Genomic DNA, 16,588 nt, shown 5'->3' with positions numbered 1-16,588 from the left:
TTGAAGGAGCGCGCATGCACACCGCCATCTGTGACGAGCTCGGCATCGAGTTCCCCATCTTCGCCTTCACCCACTGTCGCGATGTCGTGGTGGCGGTCAGCAAGGCCGGCGGCTTCGGTGTGCTCGGCGCGGTCGGCTTCACCCCGGAGCAGCTCGAGATCGAACTGAACTGGATCGACGAGCACATCGGCGACCACCCCTACGGCGTCGACATCGTCATCCCGAACAAGTACGAGGGCATGGACGCCAACATGTCCGCCGACGAGCTCAAGGGCATGCTCCAGTCGCTGGTCCCGCAGGAGCACCTGGACTTCGCCAAGAAGATCCTCAAGGACCACGGGGTGCCCACCGACGACAGTGACGACAACGCGCTGCAGCTGCTCGGGTGGACCGAGGCGACCGCGACGCCTCAGGTCGAGATCGCGCTGCGGCATCCGAAGATGACCCTGATCGCCAACGCGCTCGGCACCCCGCCCGCCGACATGATCAAGAACATCCACGAGGCCGGCCGCAAGGTCGCGGCACTGTGCGGATCACCGTCGCAGGCGCGCAAGCACGCCGACGCCGGCGTGGACATCATCATCGCCCAGGGCGGTGAGGCCGGTGGCCACAGCGGTGAGGTCGGCTCCATCGTCCTGTGGCCGCAGGTGGTCAAGGAGGTCGCACCGGTGCCGGTGCTGGCCGCCGGCGGTATCGGCAGCGGCCAGCAGATCGCGGCTGCGCTGGCGCTGGGCGCCGCGGGAGCGTGGACCGGTTCGCAGTGGCTGATGGTCGAGGAAGCCGAGAACACCCCGGTGCAGCAGGCCGCGTACGCCAAGGCGAGCAGCCGTGACACCGTCCGCAGCCGCTCGTTCACCGGGAAGCCGGCCCGCATGCTGCGCAACGACTGGACCGAGGCGTGGGAGCAGCCGGAGAATCCGAAGCCGTTGGGGATGCCGTTGCAGTACATGGTGTCCGGGATGGCGGTGGCCGCGACGCACAAGTACCCCAACGAGACCGTCGATGTGGCCTTCAACCCCGTCGGACAGGTGGTCGGTCAGTTCGACAAGGTCGAGAAGACCTCCGCGGTGATCGAACGCTGGGTGCAGGAGTATCTGGACGCGACGACCACGCTCAACACCCTCAACGAGGCCGCAGGCGTCTGATCCGGCGTCCCGGCACGGCCGCGCCTCCCCCGGTGGCGCCGCCGTGCGGGTTAGCCTGCCGCCATGTCGGATTCCCCGCGGCCCCGTCGGACCTTCCTCCACCGCACGGCCATCGGGTTCGTCACCGCGGCAGGCGCCATCGCGATCGCACCGTCGGCAGGCGCGCAGCCTTCCGAGCCCGCCACCGACCACAACGGCTATGTCGGAACCGCCGCGTACTGCCAGGGTTCGGCCGCGGCGGTCGCGTTCGGCCGCACCGCCGACGCGCTCGTCGCGATCTGCAAGGGCCCTGACGGTCAGTTGCAGTACCGCGGGGTGCGGTTGAGTGACGAATCGGCGCTGATGCTGACCGCCGCGGCCGACGAGTCCGGGGGCTTCACGGCCGAGAACGGCAGCGTGGTCTACGACGTCTCGTCAGCCGAACTCGTTGTCACCGAAGGTGATACGACGCTGTACCGGCAGTCGATGGTGCAGTACTACGCACCCGCCGACTAGCCGTCGCGCCGGGCGAGGCCGGCGATCAGCGGGGTGTCGACCCCGATCCGGCCGACGGTGGCGGATCCTCCGGGTGCGCCCAACGGTGCGTCGCGACCCGGCAGCACCTCAGTGAAGAACGCCGCGTTGTCGGCGAGGTGGCGCTGCTGATCCTCGGGCAGATCGGTCTCGTAGAAAATCGCGTCCATCTTGCAGATCACCCGGCAGGCACCGCAGTCCACGCATTCGTCCGGGTTGATGTACATCACCCGGTCCCCTTCGTAGATGCAGTCGACGGGGCACTCCGGCACACACGACTTGTCGACGACATCCACACACGCACTACCGATCACATACGTCATACGGCGAGCCTAGGAAGGCTCGGCGGTCTCACGCTGGGGCCGAAAGTCCTCATTTCAAGGTCTTCATACCTCCCTCCACCCACACATCTCCCCTGGATCTTCCCTCTGCCAGCGGTTCTATGTAAGGTGACATACATAGTCGGCGGAAGGACGGTTGGTATGGCCACCCCTCGCGAACGGATGGTGCGGTCCGCGGCACTGCTCATCCGGGAACGCGGCGCCCACCCGACCGCGATCGCCGACGTACTGGCCCACAGCGGTGCACCCCGCGGGTCGGCCTACCACCACTTCCCGGGCGGTCGCACCCAACTGCTCTGCGAGGCCGTCGATTACGCCGGTGACCGGGTTGCCGAGCAGATCGAACAGGCTCCCGACTCGCTGACCCTCCTCGACGGTCTGTTCGCCGGGTACCGGGAACTGCTGACACGCACCGACTACCGCGCCGGCTGCCCCGTCGTCGCCGTCGCCGTCGAAGCGGGCGATCCCGACAAACCAGAGCAGTCCGAGCCCGTCATCGCCCGGGCGGCAACCGCTTTCACCCGCTGGACCGCACTGATCGCCGACCGTATGACGGCCGACGGGATCGACGCCGAGCGGGCCGCGGAACTCGCCATGCTGCTACTGACCAGCTTCGAAGGTGGGATCGTCGTGGCGCGTGCCGCCCGCGACGTCGGCCCCCTCGACGTCATTCACCGCCAACTGCGCACCCTGCTGCAGGACGCCCTCGGGAAGGACCGCTCGTGACGACCACACCGCTGAAGGGCAACTGGCAGCCGACCGCGTGCATCCTGTGCGAGTGCAACTGCGGCATCGTCGTGGAGGTCGAAGGCCGCTCACTGGCCCGCATTCGCGGCGACAAGGACCATCCGGCGTCGCAGGGCTACACCTGCAACAAGGCGCTGCGCCTCGACCACTACCAGAACAACCGCGGCCGGCTGACCTCACCGATGCGCCGCCGCCCCGACGGCAGCTACGAAGAAATCGACTGGGACACCGCGATCTCCGAGATCGCCGCGGGATTCCGGCGCATCGCCGACACCCACGGCGGGGACAAGATCTTCTACTACGGCGGTGGTGGGCAGGGCAATCACCTCGGCGGTGCGTACAGCGGCGCGTTTCTCAAGGCGCTCGGCTCGTACTACCGATCCAACGCGCTGGCACAGGAGAAGACCGGTGAGCACTGGGTGGACGCGCACCTCTACGGCGGGCACACCCGCGGCGAGTTCGAACACGCCGAGGTGTCGGTGTTCGTCGGGAAGAACCCGTGGATGTCGCAGAGTTTCCCGCGAGCCCGCGTCGTGCTCAACGAGATCGCCAAGGACCCGAGCCGGTCGATGATCGTCATCGACCCGGTCATCACCGACACCGCCAAGATGGCCGACTTCCACATGCGGGTCCGTCCGGGCACCGATGCGTGGTGTCTGGCGGCGATGGCCGCGGTGCTCGTGCAGGAGGACCTGTGCGACGAGACGTTCCTGGCGGCCCATGTCAACGGCGCCGACGCCGTGCGCGAGGTGTTGCGCGAGGTGCCGGTGGCCGAATTCGCGCGGCGCTGTGGCGTCTCCGAAGACCTGCTGCGGGCCGCGGTGCGCCGTATCGCGGCCGCCGAGAGCGTCTCGGTGTTCGAGGACCTCGGAATTCAGCAGTCCCCCAACAGCACCGTGTGCTCGTATCTGAACAAGTTGCTGTGGATCCTCACCGGCAACTTCGCCAAACGCGGTGCCCAGCATCTACATTCGACGTTCGCGCCGCTGTTCCGCGCCGGTGGTGTCGGCCGCACACCCGTGACGGGCGCCCCGGTGATCGGCGGGCTGGTGCCGAGCAACGTGGTGCCCCAGGAGATCCTGACCGACCACCCGGACCGGTTCCGGGCCATGGTCGTCGAGAGCAGCAATCCGGCCCACTCCCTCGCCGATTCGGCCGCGTGTCGCGAGGCGTTCTCGGCGCTCGAGCTCCTGGTGGTCGTCGACGTCGCGATGACCGAGACCGCGCGGCTGGCCCACTACGTGCTGCCCGCCGCGACGCAGTTCGAGAAGGCCGAGGCGACCTTTTTCAATCTCGAGTTCCCGCACAACACGTTCCACCTGCGGCACCGGCTGTTCGAGCCGCTCGAGGGCACGCTGCCCGAACCCGAGATCTGGGCCCGGCTGACCCGTGCGCTCGGAGTGGTCGACGACGCCGAACTCGCACCGCTGCGCGCGGCCGCACGCGACGGGCTGGCCGCCTACAGCGCGGCGTTCCTCACCGCCCTGGGTGCCAACCCCGGTTTGAACAACGTGCTGCCGTACGTGCTGTACGAGACGCTCGGCCCGGCGCTGCCGGAAGGCCTGGCCGGGGCGGCGGCGTTGTGGGGGCTGGCGCAGAAGACCGCGATGGCCTATCCCGAGGCGGTGCGACGGGCCGGCCATGCCGACGGCAACGCGCTGTTCGAGGCGATCCTGAACCATCGCTCGGGAGTCACCTTCACCGTCCACGAGTATCCGGACGATTTCGACCTGATCACCCACGACGACCGCCGGATCGCTCTGGAGATGCCGGACATGCTCGGTGAGGTCAGGGCCCTCACCGCCGAGCGTGAGGCACTCACATCGGCCGAGTTCCCGATCGTGCTCTCTGCCGGTGAGCGCCGGGCGTACACGGCCAACGACATCCTGCGGGATCCGGGATGGCGCAAACGCGACACCGATGGCGCCCTGCGGATCAGTGTCGAAGACGCCGCCGCCCTGAACCTGCGGACCGGTGACCGGGCGCGGATCACCACCGCGGCCGGAAGCGCCGAGGCCGGCGTGGAGGTCAGCGAGGCGATGCTGCCGGGCCACGCCTCGCTGCCCAACGGCTTCGGGCTGGACTACCTCGACGCCGACGGCACCACCCGGGTCCCCGGTGTGGCCCCGAACTCGCTCACGTCCAGTGACTGGCGTGACGCCTACGCGGGGACCCCGTGGCACAAGCACGTACCGGCGCGCATCGAGAACGTGAGCTCCGCCGTCGGCGGCTGATCCCCGCTACGGCACGGGTGCCGGGGCAGGTGCGGGTGCGGGTGGCGGCACCGGCTCGGGCGCCGGAGCCACCGGCGCCTGCGGTCCGGCGGGCACCCCGGGCGGCGGAGTCGCGGCCGGATCGAGGGGACGCTGTGTCAGCAGGAAGATCGCATCGCTTCCGCTGACCTCCTGGGTCTGCACGGCATGCCACAGGTCTCGCAGGTACGACAGTCCGCGGCTGCCGGTCGGCGCCGTCGGGGTGGTCGTCGTTCCGGGTGGCGGGTTGTCCGGGCTGTAGAGATGCGGGACACCCGCATCGGCGGGTGCCGGTGCGGCGAGCGCGGCGACATCGCCCGGTGCCGCCGAGGCGGCCGCGATCGGAGCGGGTGCCGGTGCCGGCGCCGGACCGGGTGCGGGTGCCGGGGCGGGCACCGGCTCCGCACCGGCCGTGGGCGCCGCCACGAAGATTCCCAGACCGATGCCCATTCCCAGGGCGGCACAGGCGGCGGTGCGCCGAATCTCGATCGCCACTGCGGTCTCCCTCCACGTCGCGTGACCTGGTTACAGCAGATTGTTCTCCTTGTCCGCCCAATTTGTTACAGAAGTGGCCAACGTTCCCTAGCTGTGATGTCCCGCCCCCGCGGCGGTAACACGTTCTACTTCGGACTTCACCCAACCTCGCCCGGGGGTCCCCATCAGTGGTGTAGCAATGCCTTGACGGCACGAGAAGACATCGTCTTAGGAGATGCCCGTGGTCATGAGCAGCGATCGACTCCGCCCCAACCTGCCGCCCGGGTTCGACTTCACCGATCCGGACATCTACGCCGAGCGCCTACCCGTCGAAGAGTTGGCCGAGATGCGCAGGGTGGCCCCGGTCTGGTGGAACGAACAGCCCATCGGGGCGGGCGGCTTCGACGACGGCGGCTTCTGGGTCGTCACCAAGCACAAGGACGTCAAGGAGGTGTCCCGGCGCAGCGACGTCTTCTCCAGCCTCGAGAAAACGGCGCTGCCGCGGTACCGGGACGGCACGGTCGGCGAACAGATCGAGCGGGGTAAATACGTCCTGCTCAACCAGGACGCCCCCCACCACACCCACCTGCGCCAGATCGTGTCCCGGGCGTTCACCCCGCGGGCGGTCGAGCGGTTGCGCGCCGAACTCGACGCCCGCGCACAGCAGATCGCGCGCACGGCACGGGAGCAGGGTTCGGGGGACTTCGTCGAACAGGTGTCGTGCGAGTTGCCGTTGCAGGCGATCGCCGGGCTCATGGGTGTGCCGCAGGAGGATCGCAAGAAGCTCTTCGACTGGTCGAATCAGATGGTCGGCGACCAGGACCCGGAGTTCGCGGGCAACGACGCGATCGGCGCCTCGGTGGAACTCATCATGTATGGAATGCAGATGGCCGCCGACCGGGTCGCCAACCCCGGCGACGACCTCGTCACCAAACTGGTCCAGGCCGACGTCGAGGGACACAAACTCTCCGACGACGAGTTCGGGTTCTTCGTCATCCTGCTCGCGGTCGCCGGCAACGAGACGACACGCAACTCGATCACCCAGGGGATGATGGCGTTCACCGACTTCCCCGACCAGTGGGAGTTGTTCAAGCGGGAGCGGCCCGCCACAGCCGCCGACGAGATCGTGCGCTGGGCAACGCCTGTCACGTCCTTCCAGCGCACCGCGCTGTGCGACACCGAACTGTCCGGTGTGACGATCAAGAAGGGTCAGCGCGTGGTGATGTTCTACCGCTCGGCCAATTTCGACGAGGACGTCTTCACCGATCCGTACTCCTTCGGCATCCTGCGCGACCCCAACCCGCACGTCGGCTTCGGCGGCACGGGCGCCCACTACTGCATCGGCGCCAACCTGGCGCGGATGACGATCGACCTGATGTTCAACGCCATTGCCGATCACATGCCCGACCTCACCCCGGTCGGCAAACCGGAGCGGTTGCGGTCGGGTTGGCTCAACGGCATCAAACACTGGCAGGTCGACTACACCGGCTCTGCCGCGAAACCTCCTGCCGCACAGTAGGTGTCGCCGGGTAGTCGATGATCGAGCGCCAATAGTCCTCCGGTATCTCGGTGTTGGAGCGCAACACGATCGCCAGGCCGGTCGCCATCGCGATGCCGAGCAGGCCGAGCCACAGTCCCGCGAGGCCGATCAGCACCCACAGTGCCGCGGTGAGCGCCGGCCACGGCGACACCAGCGCCAGCGCGGGCGCGAAGAAGAATCCGGCCCCGATGTACCAGGCCGACCCCGCGCGGTCCGACGCCAGCACGAAACGCAACCACCGGGGGATCTCCTGCCCTGCCGTCTTCATCGCGTCCTCCTCGTGTCGTGGACGACTCCACTGTCGCGCGGACGCGTAATCGCGGCAATTACCCCGGAAGTAATGGCGGCGGACCGGTGTGCGGGCGACACTGGGACCCGTGACCGCCACCCACACCGCCGCGACATTCGGTGACGTGTTGCGGACCTGGCGGCAGCGCCGCCGGCTCAGCCAACTGGATCTGGCGATCGAGGCAGACGTGTCGGCCCGTCACCTGAGCTTGGAGACGGGTCGCTCGACACCGAGCCGGGCCATGGTGCTGCGGCTGGCCGAGGTGCTCGACGTCCCGTTGCGCGAACGCAATCACCTGCTGATGTCGGCCGGCCTGGCGCCGGTCTATCCCGAACGCGGCCTCGATCACCCGGAGATGGCCGCTGTGCGCGACGGGGTGCAGAAGGTGTTGTCGGCCTACGATCCCTACCCGTGTGTGGCGGTGGACCGGCACTGGAACATCCTGAGCGCCAACGCTGCAGCCGCGGTGCTGCTCGACGGTGTGGCGCCGTCGTTGCTGGCGCGGCCCAACGCGCTGCGGGTGGCGCTGCACCCCGAGGGGCTGGCGCCGCGGATCAAGAACCTGGGCCAGTGGCGCCACCATCTCATCGACCGGCTCCGCCGCGAAGTCGCGGCGAGTCGATCCGGTGAGCTCACCGCTCTGCTGGCCGAACTCGAGACGTATCCCGGGCCGTCGGCGGATTCGCCCGACCCCTCGGCGGTGGCCGTGCCACTCGAATTGTGCACCGACAGCGGCGATTTGCTGACGTTCATCAGCACCGTGACGACGTTCGGCACCGCGCTCGACCTCACCGCGGCCGAACTGAGCATCGAGGCGTTCCTGCCCGCCGACCAGGCGACCGCAGCGGCGCTGGTTTGCCGGTCAGCATCGCAGGGAAGTCCGCAGTGAGCGGAGTCGGGACACCGAGTCAACAGAACAGAGGTGGCGCGTGAACAACCGAATCGTCGTGGTGCTGGGTGCGGTCAGCGTCGTCACGCTCTCCGCATGCAGCCCGCCGGAGCCGGCAGTGGGCACCCGCACAGCGCAGGTGTCGGTCAACGGTCAGGAGACGGCCAAGATCCCGGTGGAGTGCAGCCAGGCCGGCTGGACGTGGCTCATCTCCGACTTCGGCGAAGAGACGCCCGGCTTCTCGGCCTCCGTCTCCACCGGCGAGAACGTCGCCGCACACTCCGTCGAGATCCGGGACCTCGAGGGGTTCACCGGTGCGTACTGGGAGGGCACGGTGGGCGACGGCAAGGCGACCATCGACAAGTCCGTCATCACGATCACCGGCACGGCCAAGGGGTCCTTCGCCGACAACCCCACCGGGGCCGCCGAGGCGAAGTACGAGATCACCACGACCTGCTAACTGGTCAGACCACTTGACCTCTGGCCACTGACCCTGCCATCCTCGGTGGCATGGCGCTACAACCTGTCAACCGCCGCTCGGTACCCGAGGACGTCTTCGACCAGATCGTCACCGAGGTGCTCAGCGGGCAGATGCAGCCCGGGCAGACGCTGCCGAGTGAACGGCGGTTGGCCGAGGTGCTCGGGGTGTCGCGGCCGGCGATCCGCGAAGCGCTCAAACGCCTTGCCGGCGCCGGCCTGATCGAGGTGCGCCAGGGCGATGCGACCACCGTGCGCGACTTCCGGCGCACAGCCGGCCTCGACCTCCTCCCCCGGCTGCTCATGCGCGGCGGCGAACTCGATCTGACCGTGGTCCGCAGCATTCTCGAGACCCGGTTGCACAACGGTCCGAAGGTCGCCGAACTGGCTGCCGAACGCGGCGGTCCCAGCCTCGCGGGGCGGCTGGACGAAACCGTGGACGCACTCCTGACCGAGACCGATCCCGTTGCCGCGCAACAACTTGCGCTCACCTTCTGGGACCACGTCGTGGACGGGGCCGACTCGATCGCGTTCCGCCTGATGTACAACACGCTGCGAGCCACCTACGAACCGGCCCTGCCTGCGCTGGCCGCCATGATGGCCGAAGAGGTCGGTCGACCCGACGCCTACCGCGCCGTCACGGCCGCCATCGTGGCGCGTGATCCGGCGGGGGCCGCCGATGCCGCCAGGCGTCTGCTCGAACCCGCCACCACCGCACTGCTCGACGCACTCGGCGAACTGGAGGCCCGATGACCACCCACCACGCATCCCGGCCCGCCCGCCGGGCGTTCACGCTGGCCGACGCCGCGCGCGAATTCCGGCGGCACCCCTCGCCCCGGCTGATCGCGGGCACCCTCGTCGCCGCCACCTGCGCCCGCCTGGCCGTGGGCGACTGGCAAGCCACCGACATCCTCGTCCCGGTCGCCATGGTGGCGGTCTTCCCGCTCGTGGAATGGGTCGTGCACGTGTGCATCCTGCATTGGCGGCCGCGACGGATCGGCCGGCTGCGGGTGGACCCGCTGCTCGCGCGCAAACACCGCGAACACCACGTCGACCCCCGCGTCGTCTCGCTGATCTTCATCCCATGGCAGGCGCTGATGTGGGTGCTCCCGGTCGCGCTGGCGGTGGCGCTGCTCGCGTTCCCGCGCCTCGGCATGGGCCTGACGTTCCTGGTGTCCCTGACGGTGCTGGGCCTGGTCTACGAATGGTGCCACTATCTGATCCACAGCGATTACAGGCCGAAGACCACCGCGTACCGCGCGATCTGGCGCAACCACCGGCAGCACCACTTCAAGAACGAGCACTACTGGTTCACGGTGACCAGCGCCGGCACCGCCGACCGGGTGCTCGGCACCTGTCCCGATCCCGCCGCGGTCGCCACGTCACCGACCGCGAAGAACCTGCACGCTACGCCTGGACGATGACCGGATCGCCCATGCCGACCGTGTTGAAATACCAGTCGGCGTTGTCCGGGCTGAGGTTGATGCAGCCGTGGCTGACGTTGGCGTAGCCCTGCGAGCCGGTGGACCACGGAGCCCCGTGGACGTAGACCCCGCCCCAGGTGATGCGGACCGCGTCGTACACGGTGAGTTTGTAGCCCTCGGGGTCGTCGAGCGGGATGCCGATGGTCCGCGAATCCATCACGACGACGGATTCCTTGCCCAGGACGCGGAACGTACCCTGCGGTGTCGGGAACTTGGCCTTGCCCATGGACGCCGGCATCTCCCGCACCACCTCGTCGTCGATGCTGACGGTGAAGGTGTACGCGTCGATATCGGCGACGCTGACGACGGACGCGCCGGTGCGGAACTCCGTCATGAAGTCACCCGCACCCACCGAGATCGGTGAATGCGCAGGCCAGAAACCCGTCGGCGTCCACTGCATCACCGAATCGCTGAGCCAGGTGAACTCGCCGTCGGGCGTGTTCGGTGAGGTGATCCGCAACGACCGCTGCGCGGCGAACCGGTTGTCGACCGGCGCGGCGAACCGCACGGTCAGCGGCATCGCCACCCCGACGACGTCGCCCGTCCCGGGTGCGATCGACGTGACGGCGGGCGGCGTGCTGATCGCCGCGGAACCCGTCGCGACGGAACCGGTCATCGCGATCGCGACGGAACCGGCGATCACCAGCACCGATCGCGTGAACATGCGCAGCATGTGGCCAGTGTAGGTGGGCCGACGGATCGGCCCTCCCGATCGACGGCGCCCTCGCGCCTCGACGGCGCCTTTCCTGTTACGGCTTGTCCCCACGTCATGGACATCGCCGGCGCACGCCCGGGTGTTTCACCCCCGCGCCGGGTCCACGCGCCGCCGGGTGCGTCCGAACGCCATCAGGACGTATCCCAGCGCCAGGAAGATCGCTCCGAGCAGACCGATGTTGACCCCGACGGCGAACGTGCCGACGCTGCCGGGATCGAGGAAGTAGTACGGCGCGCGCCGGCCGGCCTGGTTCAGGACGGCCAACGCGATCACCACGTAACAGCCCGGGTACGCCAGCCACGCCCACGGATGCCACCACCGCAGATCCGACCGGCCTGCGGTGGCCAACCCCCACTCGGCCAGCGCCAGCACCGGCACGACGACATGGAGCAGGAAGTTCGCCGGGGTGTAGCCCATGCTGTAGTCGGTCAGGAACAGATTCCACACCAGGCCCGCGATCACGACGTACAGGACGACGGCCCCCCGCAGCGCCGACCGGGTGTCGGCGCGCGGTGAGAGCAGCGTCGTCGCATAGAACCCCGCCGCCAGCAGGTTGGCCTGATAGGTGAAGGTGACCAGACGCCACAGCACCCCCGACCGCGAGGTCAGTTCGACCAGGACCACGGCCGCCACCACGGCCACGATGATCGACAGCCGAAGCGCGGTCCGCAGCAGCGGCGCCGCCCGGGAGACGTCGGTCGCGGTCACCTCCGCGAGGATAGCCGCGCGCACCGGCCCGCTCAGCCCGCGAGGATCTCCCGCAGCAGGGCGCTCTCGATGTTGCCGCCCGACACCACCGCCACGGCCCGGCCGGTGGGTGCCACCCGGCGGTAGCCGGCCAGCGCCACCGCCCCGCTGGGCTCGCTGACCAGATGGGCCCGAAGCGCCAGATCACGCACGGCCGAACGGATCTCGTCCTCGGTGACGGTGACGGTGTCGTCGAGCACCCGCTGCAGGTGCGCGAACGTCAGGTCCGACGGCTGCGAGCGCAAGCCGTCGGCGATGGTGCGGTTGCGGTCTTCGATCGACCAGTCCACGCGGTGCCCATGCCGCAGACCCTCGGCCGTATCGCCCGCCAGTTCCGGCTCCACCCCGTACACCCTCGCACCCGGGCACAGCGCCTTGATCGCCGTGCCGATGCCGGAGGCCAGCCCTCCGCCACTCACCGGGATGAAGACGTGCTCGACGTCGGGCAGGTCCTCGGCGATCTCCAGCCCCGCTGTCCCCTGGCCGGCGATGATGTCGGGGTGGTCGAAGGGCGGGACGAGCACCGCGCCGGTGCGCTCGACGACCTCGGCGGCGACCGCCTCCCGCCGGCCGGCGGCGCACAGCACCACGTCGGCGCCGTGCGCGCGGGTCGCGTCGACCTTGATCCGCGGCGTCTCCTCGGGCATCACGATGTGCGCCGAGATGCCGTACCGGGCGGCCGCGTACGCGACGGCCTGAGCGTGGTTGCCACTGGAGTACGCCACCACGCCGCGGGCCCGGACAGCCGGATCCAGTCGGGCGATCGCGTTGAACGCGCCACGAACCTTGAACGCCCCGATGGCTTGCAGGTTCTCGGGTTTGAGCCACAGCGTTCCGGCCCAGGCCGCGGGGATCAGCGGGGTCCGCAGGACGTCGTCGCGGATACGTGCGGCCGCCGCGCGGATGTCGTCGATCGAGACGAGTTGCACGCGGTCAGTCTGCCCGCCGCACGCCCGCCGCGGCCCTCGGGGTGGGAGGGTCGCGCGACCGCCGAGGGTTATGCTCGACCGGTCGTAGGTTCGTCGCGTGTCCGTTCTCCGGTTGCCGTCTGCGATGTGCGAAAAGTGACGGGAGCGTCTTCGATGACGCCCAGCGATCCGGCTTCACCCGGTTCCGGCCGGTTGACCATATGTGACAGGGCGCAGATTCCCGGTGCGGTGGACGGCGCCTGGTGGCCGCGCAGCGCGGACCTCGGCGACGAACTCCCCGACCTGGTCGCGGTGCTCAGCCGGCTCATCGGACCGATCCGTCGCGTGGTGTACGACCCCTCCTCGTGGAAGTCGGCCCCCAGCCGGGTCATCCACCGCAACCACGCCGTGGCCGTCGACGCCTACCGGCTCGTCGCCAACGACACGATCTACCTCGTCGGCTCGCATTCCAGGGATGCGCTGCTCTACGTGATCGGAGCGCACGTACCGCCCCCGGCGGCGCGCTCGGTCCTCGACACCGTCGACGGTGGGCGGGAGTCGATCGGAGTCGCGCTGCTACGGCGGCTGACCCACCGGGAACCCGCCGCCGCCGGCGAACGTCAGGACGACACCGCCTTGTGAGTGCAGCGGCTTTCTCGATGCCGGTCGTGCCGCGCTACGCCGAGATCGACCAGCAGGGCGTGGTTTTCAACGGTCATTACCTCACCTGGTTCGACGAGGCCTGCACGGCGTTCTTCGACCACATCGGGGTCGCGTATCCCGATCTGATCGCCACCGGCCTGGATTTCCAGGTCGTCCACAGTGAGATCGACTACGCCGCATCGGTCCGCTGGCGCGACGACGTGCGGGTGGCGGTGCACTGTGAGCGCGTCGGCTCGACGAGCTTCACCCTCGGCTTCGCGGTGTCGCGCCAGGACGCGGGTGGCGGCAAGCAGACCGCGGTGACGGGCCGCAACGTCTACGTGGTGGTGTCGACGTCCGACTGGGCCAAGCGGGCGATCCCGGACTGGCTGCGGAGCGCGCTGACCGCCGGCTGATCGCCGCACGATCCGTCGCAGCGGGCGGTAGCGTCTGCCCATGGGCCATGCGCACGACCGCGAGCCGCAACGGGATCTCCCGCCGGGAATGGCCGAGCAACTCGACCTGCCCCATTCGGGGATGGCCACTTTCGGTCATCGGCCGTTCCTGACCGAGACCGCCCAACTGGACTCGTGGCGGCCCGACGTCGCGATCGTCGGTGCGCCGTTCGACGTGGGGACCACCAACCGCCCGGGCGCGCGGTTCGGGCCGCGCGCCATCCGGGCGACGGCGTACGAACCCGGCACGTACCACATGGATCTGGGGCTGGAGATCTTCGACTGGCTGGAGGTGGTCGACTTCGGCGACGCCTACTGTCCGCACGGTCAGACCGAGGTGTCGCACGCCAACATCCGCGAGCGGGTGGCCGCGGTCGCGTCGCGCGGCATCGTGCCGGTCGTCCTCGGTGGTGACCACTCGATCACGTGGCCGGCAGCCACCGCGGTCGCCGATGTGCACGGCTACGGCAACGTCGGCATCGTGCATTTCGACGCCCACGCAGACACCGCCGACACCATCGAGGGCAACCTGGCCAGTCACGGCACGCCGATGCGGCGGCTCATCGAATCGGGTGCGGTCCCCGGAACCCACTTCGTACAGGTCGGGCTGCGCGGCTACTGGCCGCCGCAGGACACCTTCGAGTGGATGCTCGAACAGGGCATGACCTGGCACACCATGCAGGAGATCTGGGAGCGCGGCTTCCAGGAGGTGATGCGCGACGCGGTGGCCGAGGCGCTCGCCAAGGCCGACAAGCTCTACGTCTCCGTGGACATCGACGTCCTCGATCCCGCCCACGCCCCCGGCACCGGGACCCCGGAACCGGGCGGCATCACCAGCGCGGACCTACTCCGGATGGTCCGGCGGCTCTGTTACGAGCACGATGTGGCGGGTGTCGACGTCGTCGAGGTCGCACCGGCCTACGACCACGCCGAACTGACCGTCAACGCCGCGCACCGGGTGGTGTTCGAAGCGCTGGCCGGGATGGCGGCCCGCAGGCGCGACGCCGCGGGTGCCCAGCCCGGTCCGCCCGCCCGGTGACTCAGCCCTTGGTCAGGGTGAACTGCGCGACGTCGGTGTAGCCCTCGCGGAACAGGTCGGCGCAACCGGTCAGGTACTTCATGTACCGGTCGTAGACCTCCTGCCCCTGCAGCGCGAGCGCCTCGTCCTTACGCGACTCCAGCGCGGCCGCCCAGATGTCGAGCGTTTTGGCGTAGTGCAGGCGCAGCGGCTGCACGAGCTTGACCTCGAAGCCCGCCTTGGTCGCGTGGTCGGTGACGGCGCGCGCCTGGGGCAGGTCACCGCCGGGGAAGATCTCGTCCATGATGAATTTGAAGAAGCGCAGCTTGTTCATCGTCAGCGGCAGTCCGCGCTCGGCGAATTCCTCGTCGCTCGGCTTGATGATGGTGTGGAGCATCATCACGCCGTCGTCCGGCAGCGCGTCGTAGGCCATCTTGAAGAAGTCGGTGTAGCGGTCACGCCCGAAGTGTTCGAAGGCGCCGATCGACACGATGCGGTCGACCTTCTCGTCGAACTGCTCCCAGCCCTGCAGGAGCACCCGCTTGCTGCGCGGGCTGGCCTGGTTGTCCAGGAGTCGCTGCACGTGCGCCTGCTGGTTACGCGACAGCGTCAGGCCGACGACGTTGACGTCGTACTTCTCGAGCGCACGGTTGATCGTGGCGCCCCAGCCGCAGCCCACGTCGAGCAGGGTCATCCCGGGCTGCAGCCCGAGCTTGCCCAGTGACAGGTCGATCTTGGCGAGCTGCGCCTCTTCCAGCGTCATGTCGTCGCGTTCGAAGTAGGCGCAGCTGTAGGTCTGCGTCGGGTCGAGGAACAGCCGGAAGAATTCGTCGGACAGGTCGTAATGCGCCTGGACATCCTCGAAGTGAGGCGTCAACCCCTGGGCATCACTGCTTGTTTCTGGCACGGTACAGCCTCTGACGTCGTTGTTCGTGGTTGGTTCGGCGCTCCTCCGTTTTCGAGAGCCGCCCCCGTCGTCTGCGCACACTACCCGAACAGGCAACGCCTGAAGACCAAGGTGGGCAGGTCAGTGGGCCGGGTGGACCGCGTCCCGAGATCCGGGCCCAGCCCTCTGCAGCCGACATCATTAGTGTGGTGGCACGGCCGGTGTTCGGTCGATGTCAAGCCAGGGAGGGAGACTGCTCGTGAGTACTCCGGATCGACCGGTGTTCGGTGACGACGCCCCGGAAGCCGACGTCGTCGAACAGCTGATTCCCGTGGACGTGGACGATGAGGATGAAGGTGGTCTGGACCCGGCCCGGGTGTCGCTGTCGCGCAATCTGGAGGCCGACGAGGCCGACCTGATCGAGCAGTCGATCGCGGTGCCGCTGTCCGACGACGACCCGGACCTGGACCGCTGAGCGGCCGGTCCGCGCGGCGGCGGCTACTGGCCGGCCTCGCGGTCCTCGGCGCCTGCTCGGGCGCCTTCGCCGGCATCGCACCGGCGCATGCCGACCCCGGCGGTCCGCTGACGGCGCTGGTCGACGCCGCCGCCGAGCGGTTGAGCACCGCGGAGCCGGTGGCCGCCAACAAGTGGAACACCAAGGCGCCCATCGAGGATCCGGCTCGCGTCGAGCAGGTGCTCGTCACCGTGGCCACCGACGCGTCCGCACAGGGTGTGGACCCCGACCGGGTGCGCCGCATGTTCCGCGATCAGATCTCCGCGACGGAGTCCATCCAGTACACCCGGTTCGCGCAGTGGAAGCTCGATCCAGCGGTCGCCCCCGCGACGGCCCCGGACCTCGCCTCCTCACGCGGGGTGATCGACGGCCTGAACCGGACGATGGTCGATCAGATGGTCGCCCAGTGGCCGCTGCTGCAGTCACCGGACTGCGGGCAGCGGGTTCGGGAGGCGACCGACGCGGTCGCGGCGTCCCGCGGCCTCGATGAGCTCTACCGGCACGCGCTGTCGTTCGCGACCCGGTCCTACTGCGGGTGAACCTGTCAGGATG

General features: G+C 69.0%; 21 protein-coding genes. 14 read left to right on the top strand and 7 right to left on the bottom strand.

The genetic code is table 11. The annotated features are described in order from the left end of the window. Positions 1–14 precede the first annotated feature (14 nt). Both G6N49_RS09080 and G6N49_RS09075 read left to right on the top strand, forming a co-directional pair. Positions 15–1,145, top strand: a complete 1,131-nt coding sequence (locus G6N49_RS09080) for a nitronate monooxygenase (RefSeq protein WP_011560110.1) — start codon at positions 15–17, stop codon at positions 1,143–1,145. Between the two features lie 63 nt (positions 1,146–1,208). After that, positions 1,209–1,640 (top strand): hypothetical protein, encoded by a 432-nt coding sequence (locus G6N49_RS09075; protein WP_011855756.1) that lies wholly within the window; start codon positions 1,209–1,211, stop codon positions 1,638–1,640. On the opposite strand, the gene fdxA is transcribed toward G6N49_RS09075, so the two are convergent. Further along, complete coding sequence (gene fdxA / locus G6N49_RS09070; RefSeq protein ID WP_011560112.1) at positions 1,637–1,981, bottom strand: ferredoxin; 345 nt, start codon at positions 1,979–1,981, stop codon at positions 1,637–1,639. The genes G6N49_RS09075 and fdxA overlap by 4 nt on opposite strands. Positions 1,982–2,140: 159 nt before the next feature. Between fdxA and G6N49_RS09065 the strand changes: the two genes are divergently transcribed. Together G6N49_RS09065 and G6N49_RS09060 are read left to right on the top strand one after the other, a co-directional pair. Beyond that, positions 2,141–2,725, top strand: coding sequence for a TetR/AcrR family transcriptional regulator (locus G6N49_RS09065; RefSeq protein ID WP_011855757.1), 585 nt, complete (start codon positions 2,141–2,143; stop codon positions 2,723–2,725). Next, entirely contained in the window at positions 2,722–4,980 is a 2,259-nt protein-coding gene (locus G6N49_RS09060; protein WP_011855758.1) for a molybdopterin-dependent oxidoreductase, read from the top strand. The genes G6N49_RS09065 and G6N49_RS09060 overlap by 4 nt, the downstream gene beginning before the upstream one ends. Positions 4,981–4,986: 6 nt before the next feature. Here the strand turns inward: G6N49_RS09060 and G6N49_RS09055 are convergent, their stop codons facing one another. Beyond that, the gene (locus G6N49_RS09055; protein WP_011855759.1) at positions 4,987–5,493 is read right to left on the bottom strand and encodes a hypothetical protein; all 507 of its coding nucleotides are present in this window, start codon (positions 5,491–5,493) and stop codon (positions 4,987–4,989) included. 226 nt (positions 5,494–5,719) lie between these two features. Here G6N49_RS09055 and G6N49_RS09050 point away from each other — a divergent pair, with 226 nt between their 5' ends. Continuing rightward, a complete protein-coding gene (locus G6N49_RS09050) occupies positions 5,720–6,991 on the top strand; it encodes a cytochrome P450 (RefSeq protein WP_011855760.1) in 1,272 nt (423 codons plus the stop codon). Here the strand turns inward: G6N49_RS09050 and G6N49_RS09045 are convergent. Next, on the bottom strand, positions 6,933–7,280 hold the full coding sequence (locus tag G6N49_RS09045; RefSeq protein WP_011855761.1) for a hypothetical protein: 348 nt from the start codon (positions 7,278–7,280) through the stop codon (positions 6,933–6,935). The genes G6N49_RS09050 and G6N49_RS09045 overlap by 59 nt on opposite strands. A 109-nt stretch (positions 7,281–7,389) precedes the next feature. Between G6N49_RS09045 and G6N49_RS09040 the strand changes: the two genes are divergently transcribed. From G6N49_RS09040 to G6N49_RS09025, 4 genes are read left to right on the top strand one after another with little or no spacing between them, the layout of a single operon-like run. Further along, positions 7,390–8,190, top strand: coding sequence for a helix-turn-helix domain-containing protein (locus G6N49_RS09040; RefSeq protein WP_041925068.1), 801 nt, complete (start codon positions 7,390–7,392; stop codon positions 8,188–8,190). A gap of 40 nt (positions 8,191–8,230) precedes the next feature. Beyond that, complete coding sequence (locus G6N49_RS09035) at positions 8,231–8,650, top strand: lipoprotein LpqH (RefSeq protein WP_011855763.1); 420 nt, start codon at positions 8,231–8,233, stop codon at positions 8,648–8,650. 50 nt (positions 8,651–8,700) lie between these two features. Further along, positions 8,701–9,420, top strand: coding sequence for a FadR/GntR family transcriptional regulator (locus G6N49_RS09030; RefSeq protein ID WP_011855764.1), 720 nt, complete (start codon positions 8,701–8,703; stop codon positions 9,418–9,420). Then, entirely contained in the window at positions 9,417–10,091 is a 675-nt protein-coding gene (locus G6N49_RS09025) for a sterol desaturase family protein (protein ID WP_011855765.1), read from the top strand. The genes G6N49_RS09030 and G6N49_RS09025 overlap by 4 nt, the downstream gene beginning before the upstream one ends. Here the strand turns inward: G6N49_RS09025 and G6N49_RS09020 are convergent. The 3 genes from G6N49_RS09020 to G6N49_RS09010 all read right to left on the bottom strand — a co-directional run bounded on the left by G6N49_RS09020 (position 10,075) and on the right by G6N49_RS09010 (position 12,542). Further along, positions 10,075–10,815: a L,D-transpeptidase gene (locus G6N49_RS09020; protein ID WP_011855766.1), complete on the bottom strand. Its 741-nt coding sequence runs from the start codon at positions 10,813–10,815 to the stop codon at positions 10,075–10,077. The genes G6N49_RS09025 and G6N49_RS09020 overlap by 17 nt on opposite strands. Positions 10,816–10,950: 135 nt before the next feature. Continuing rightward, entirely contained in the window at positions 10,951–11,598 is a 648-nt protein-coding gene (locus tag G6N49_RS09015) for a Pr6Pr family membrane protein (protein ID WP_011855767.1), read from the bottom strand. 8 nt (positions 11,599–11,606) lie between these two features. Next, positions 11,607–12,542 carry a threonine ammonia-lyase gene (locus G6N49_RS09010; protein ID WP_011855768.1) on the bottom strand — a complete coding sequence of 312 codons (936 nt, stop codon included), beginning with the start codon at positions 12,540–12,542 and terminating at the stop codon, positions 11,607–11,609. A gap of 135 nt (positions 12,543–12,677) precedes the next feature. On the opposite strand from G6N49_RS09010, the gene G6N49_RS09005 reads away from it, so the two are divergent. From G6N49_RS09005 to speB, 3 genes are read left to right on the top strand one after another with little or no spacing between them, the layout of a single operon-like run. Continuing rightward, a complete protein-coding gene (locus G6N49_RS09005; RefSeq protein ID WP_234786907.1) occupies positions 12,678–13,163 on the top strand; it encodes a DUF5994 family protein in 486 nt (161 codons plus the stop codon). Positions 13,164–13,180: 17 nt separating this feature from the next. Next, positions 13,181–13,579 (top strand): acyl-CoA thioesterase, encoded by a 399-nt coding sequence (locus G6N49_RS09000; protein WP_322790263.1) that lies wholly within the window; start codon positions 13,181–13,183, stop codon positions 13,577–13,579. A gap of 40 nt (positions 13,580–13,619) precedes the next feature. Beyond that, positions 13,620–14,657 (top strand): agmatinase, encoded by a 1,038-nt coding sequence (gene speB, locus G6N49_RS08995; protein WP_011855771.1) that lies wholly within the window; start codon positions 13,620–13,622, stop codon positions 14,655–14,657. A 1-nt stretch (position 14,658) separates the two neighbouring features. Here speB and G6N49_RS08990 read toward each other — a convergent pair whose 3' ends face one another. Next, positions 14,659–15,543, bottom strand: coding sequence for a cyclopropane mycolic acid synthase family methyltransferase (locus G6N49_RS08990; RefSeq protein ID WP_011855772.1), 885 nt, complete (start codon positions 15,541–15,543; stop codon positions 14,659–14,661). Between the two features lie 238 nt (positions 15,544–15,781). Here G6N49_RS08990 and G6N49_RS08985 point away from each other — a divergent pair, with 238 nt between their 5' ends. Then, the gene (locus G6N49_RS08985; RefSeq protein WP_011560129.1) at positions 15,782–15,997 is read left to right on the top strand and encodes an Rv3202a family protein; all 216 of its coding nucleotides are present in this window, start codon (positions 15,782–15,784) and stop codon (positions 15,995–15,997) included. Between the two features lie 26 nt (positions 15,998–16,023). Then, a complete protein-coding gene (locus tag G6N49_RS08980; RefSeq protein ID WP_165760730.1) occupies positions 16,024–16,575 on the top strand; it encodes a chorismate mutase in 552 nt (183 codons plus the stop codon). The last annotated feature ends 13 nt before the right edge of the window (positions 16,576–16,588 follow it).

Origin of the sequence: Mycolicibacterium monacense, assembly GCF_010731575.1 — a bacterium.
Lineage (GTDB): Bacteria > Actinomycetota > Actinomycetes > Mycobacteriales > Mycobacteriaceae > Mycobacterium > Mycobacterium monacense.
The sequence above is the reverse complement of the archived record's forward strand: the minus strand, read 5'-3'. Positions and strand labels throughout refer to the sequence as shown.

What these genes read in the sequence shown, in the direction of transcription:
- fdxA (WP_011560112.1), bottom strand. Translation starts at nt 1,981, where the DNA reads ATGACGTATGTGATCGGTAGTGCGTGTGTGGATGTCGTCGACAAGTCG.
- G6N49_RS09065 (WP_011855757.1), top strand. Translation starts at nt 2,141, where the DNA reads ATGGCCACCCCTCGCGAACGGATGGTGCGGTCCGCGGCACTGCTCATC.
- G6N49_RS09020 (WP_011855766.1), bottom strand. Translation starts at nt 10,815, where the DNA reads ATGTTCACGCGATCGGTGCTGGTGATCGCCGGTTCCGTCGCGATCGCG.
- G6N49_RS09030 (WP_011855764.1), top strand. Translation starts at nt 8,701, where the DNA reads ATGGCGCTACAACCTGTCAACCGCCGCTCGGTACCCGAGGACGTCTTC.
- G6N49_RS09000 (WP_322790263.1), top strand. Translation starts at nt 13,181, where the DNA reads ATGCCGGTCGTGCCGCGCTACGCCGAGATCGACCAGCAGGGCGTGGTT.
- G6N49_RS09080 (WP_011560110.1), top strand. Translation starts at nt 15, where the DNA reads ATGCACACCGCCATCTGTGACGAGCTCGGCATCGAGTTCCCCATCTTC.
- G6N49_RS09025 (WP_011855765.1), top strand. Translation starts at nt 9,417, where the DNA reads ATGACCACCCACCACGCATCCCGGCCCGCCCGCCGGGCGTTCACGCTG.
- G6N49_RS09050 (WP_011855760.1), top strand. Translation starts at nt 5,720, where the DNA reads ATGAGCAGCGATCGACTCCGCCCCAACCTGCCGCCCGGGTTCGACTTC.
- G6N49_RS09045 (WP_011855761.1), bottom strand. Translation starts at nt 7,280, where the DNA reads ATGAAGACGGCAGGGCAGGAGATCCCCCGGTGGTTGCGTTTCGTGCTG.
- speB (WP_011855771.1), top strand. Translation starts at nt 13,620, where the DNA reads ATGGGCCATGCGCACGACCGCGAGCCGCAACGGGATCTCCCGCCGGGA.
- G6N49_RS09075 (WP_011855756.1), top strand. Translation starts at nt 1,209, where the DNA reads ATGTCGGATTCCCCGCGGCCCCGTCGGACCTTCCTCCACCGCACGGCC.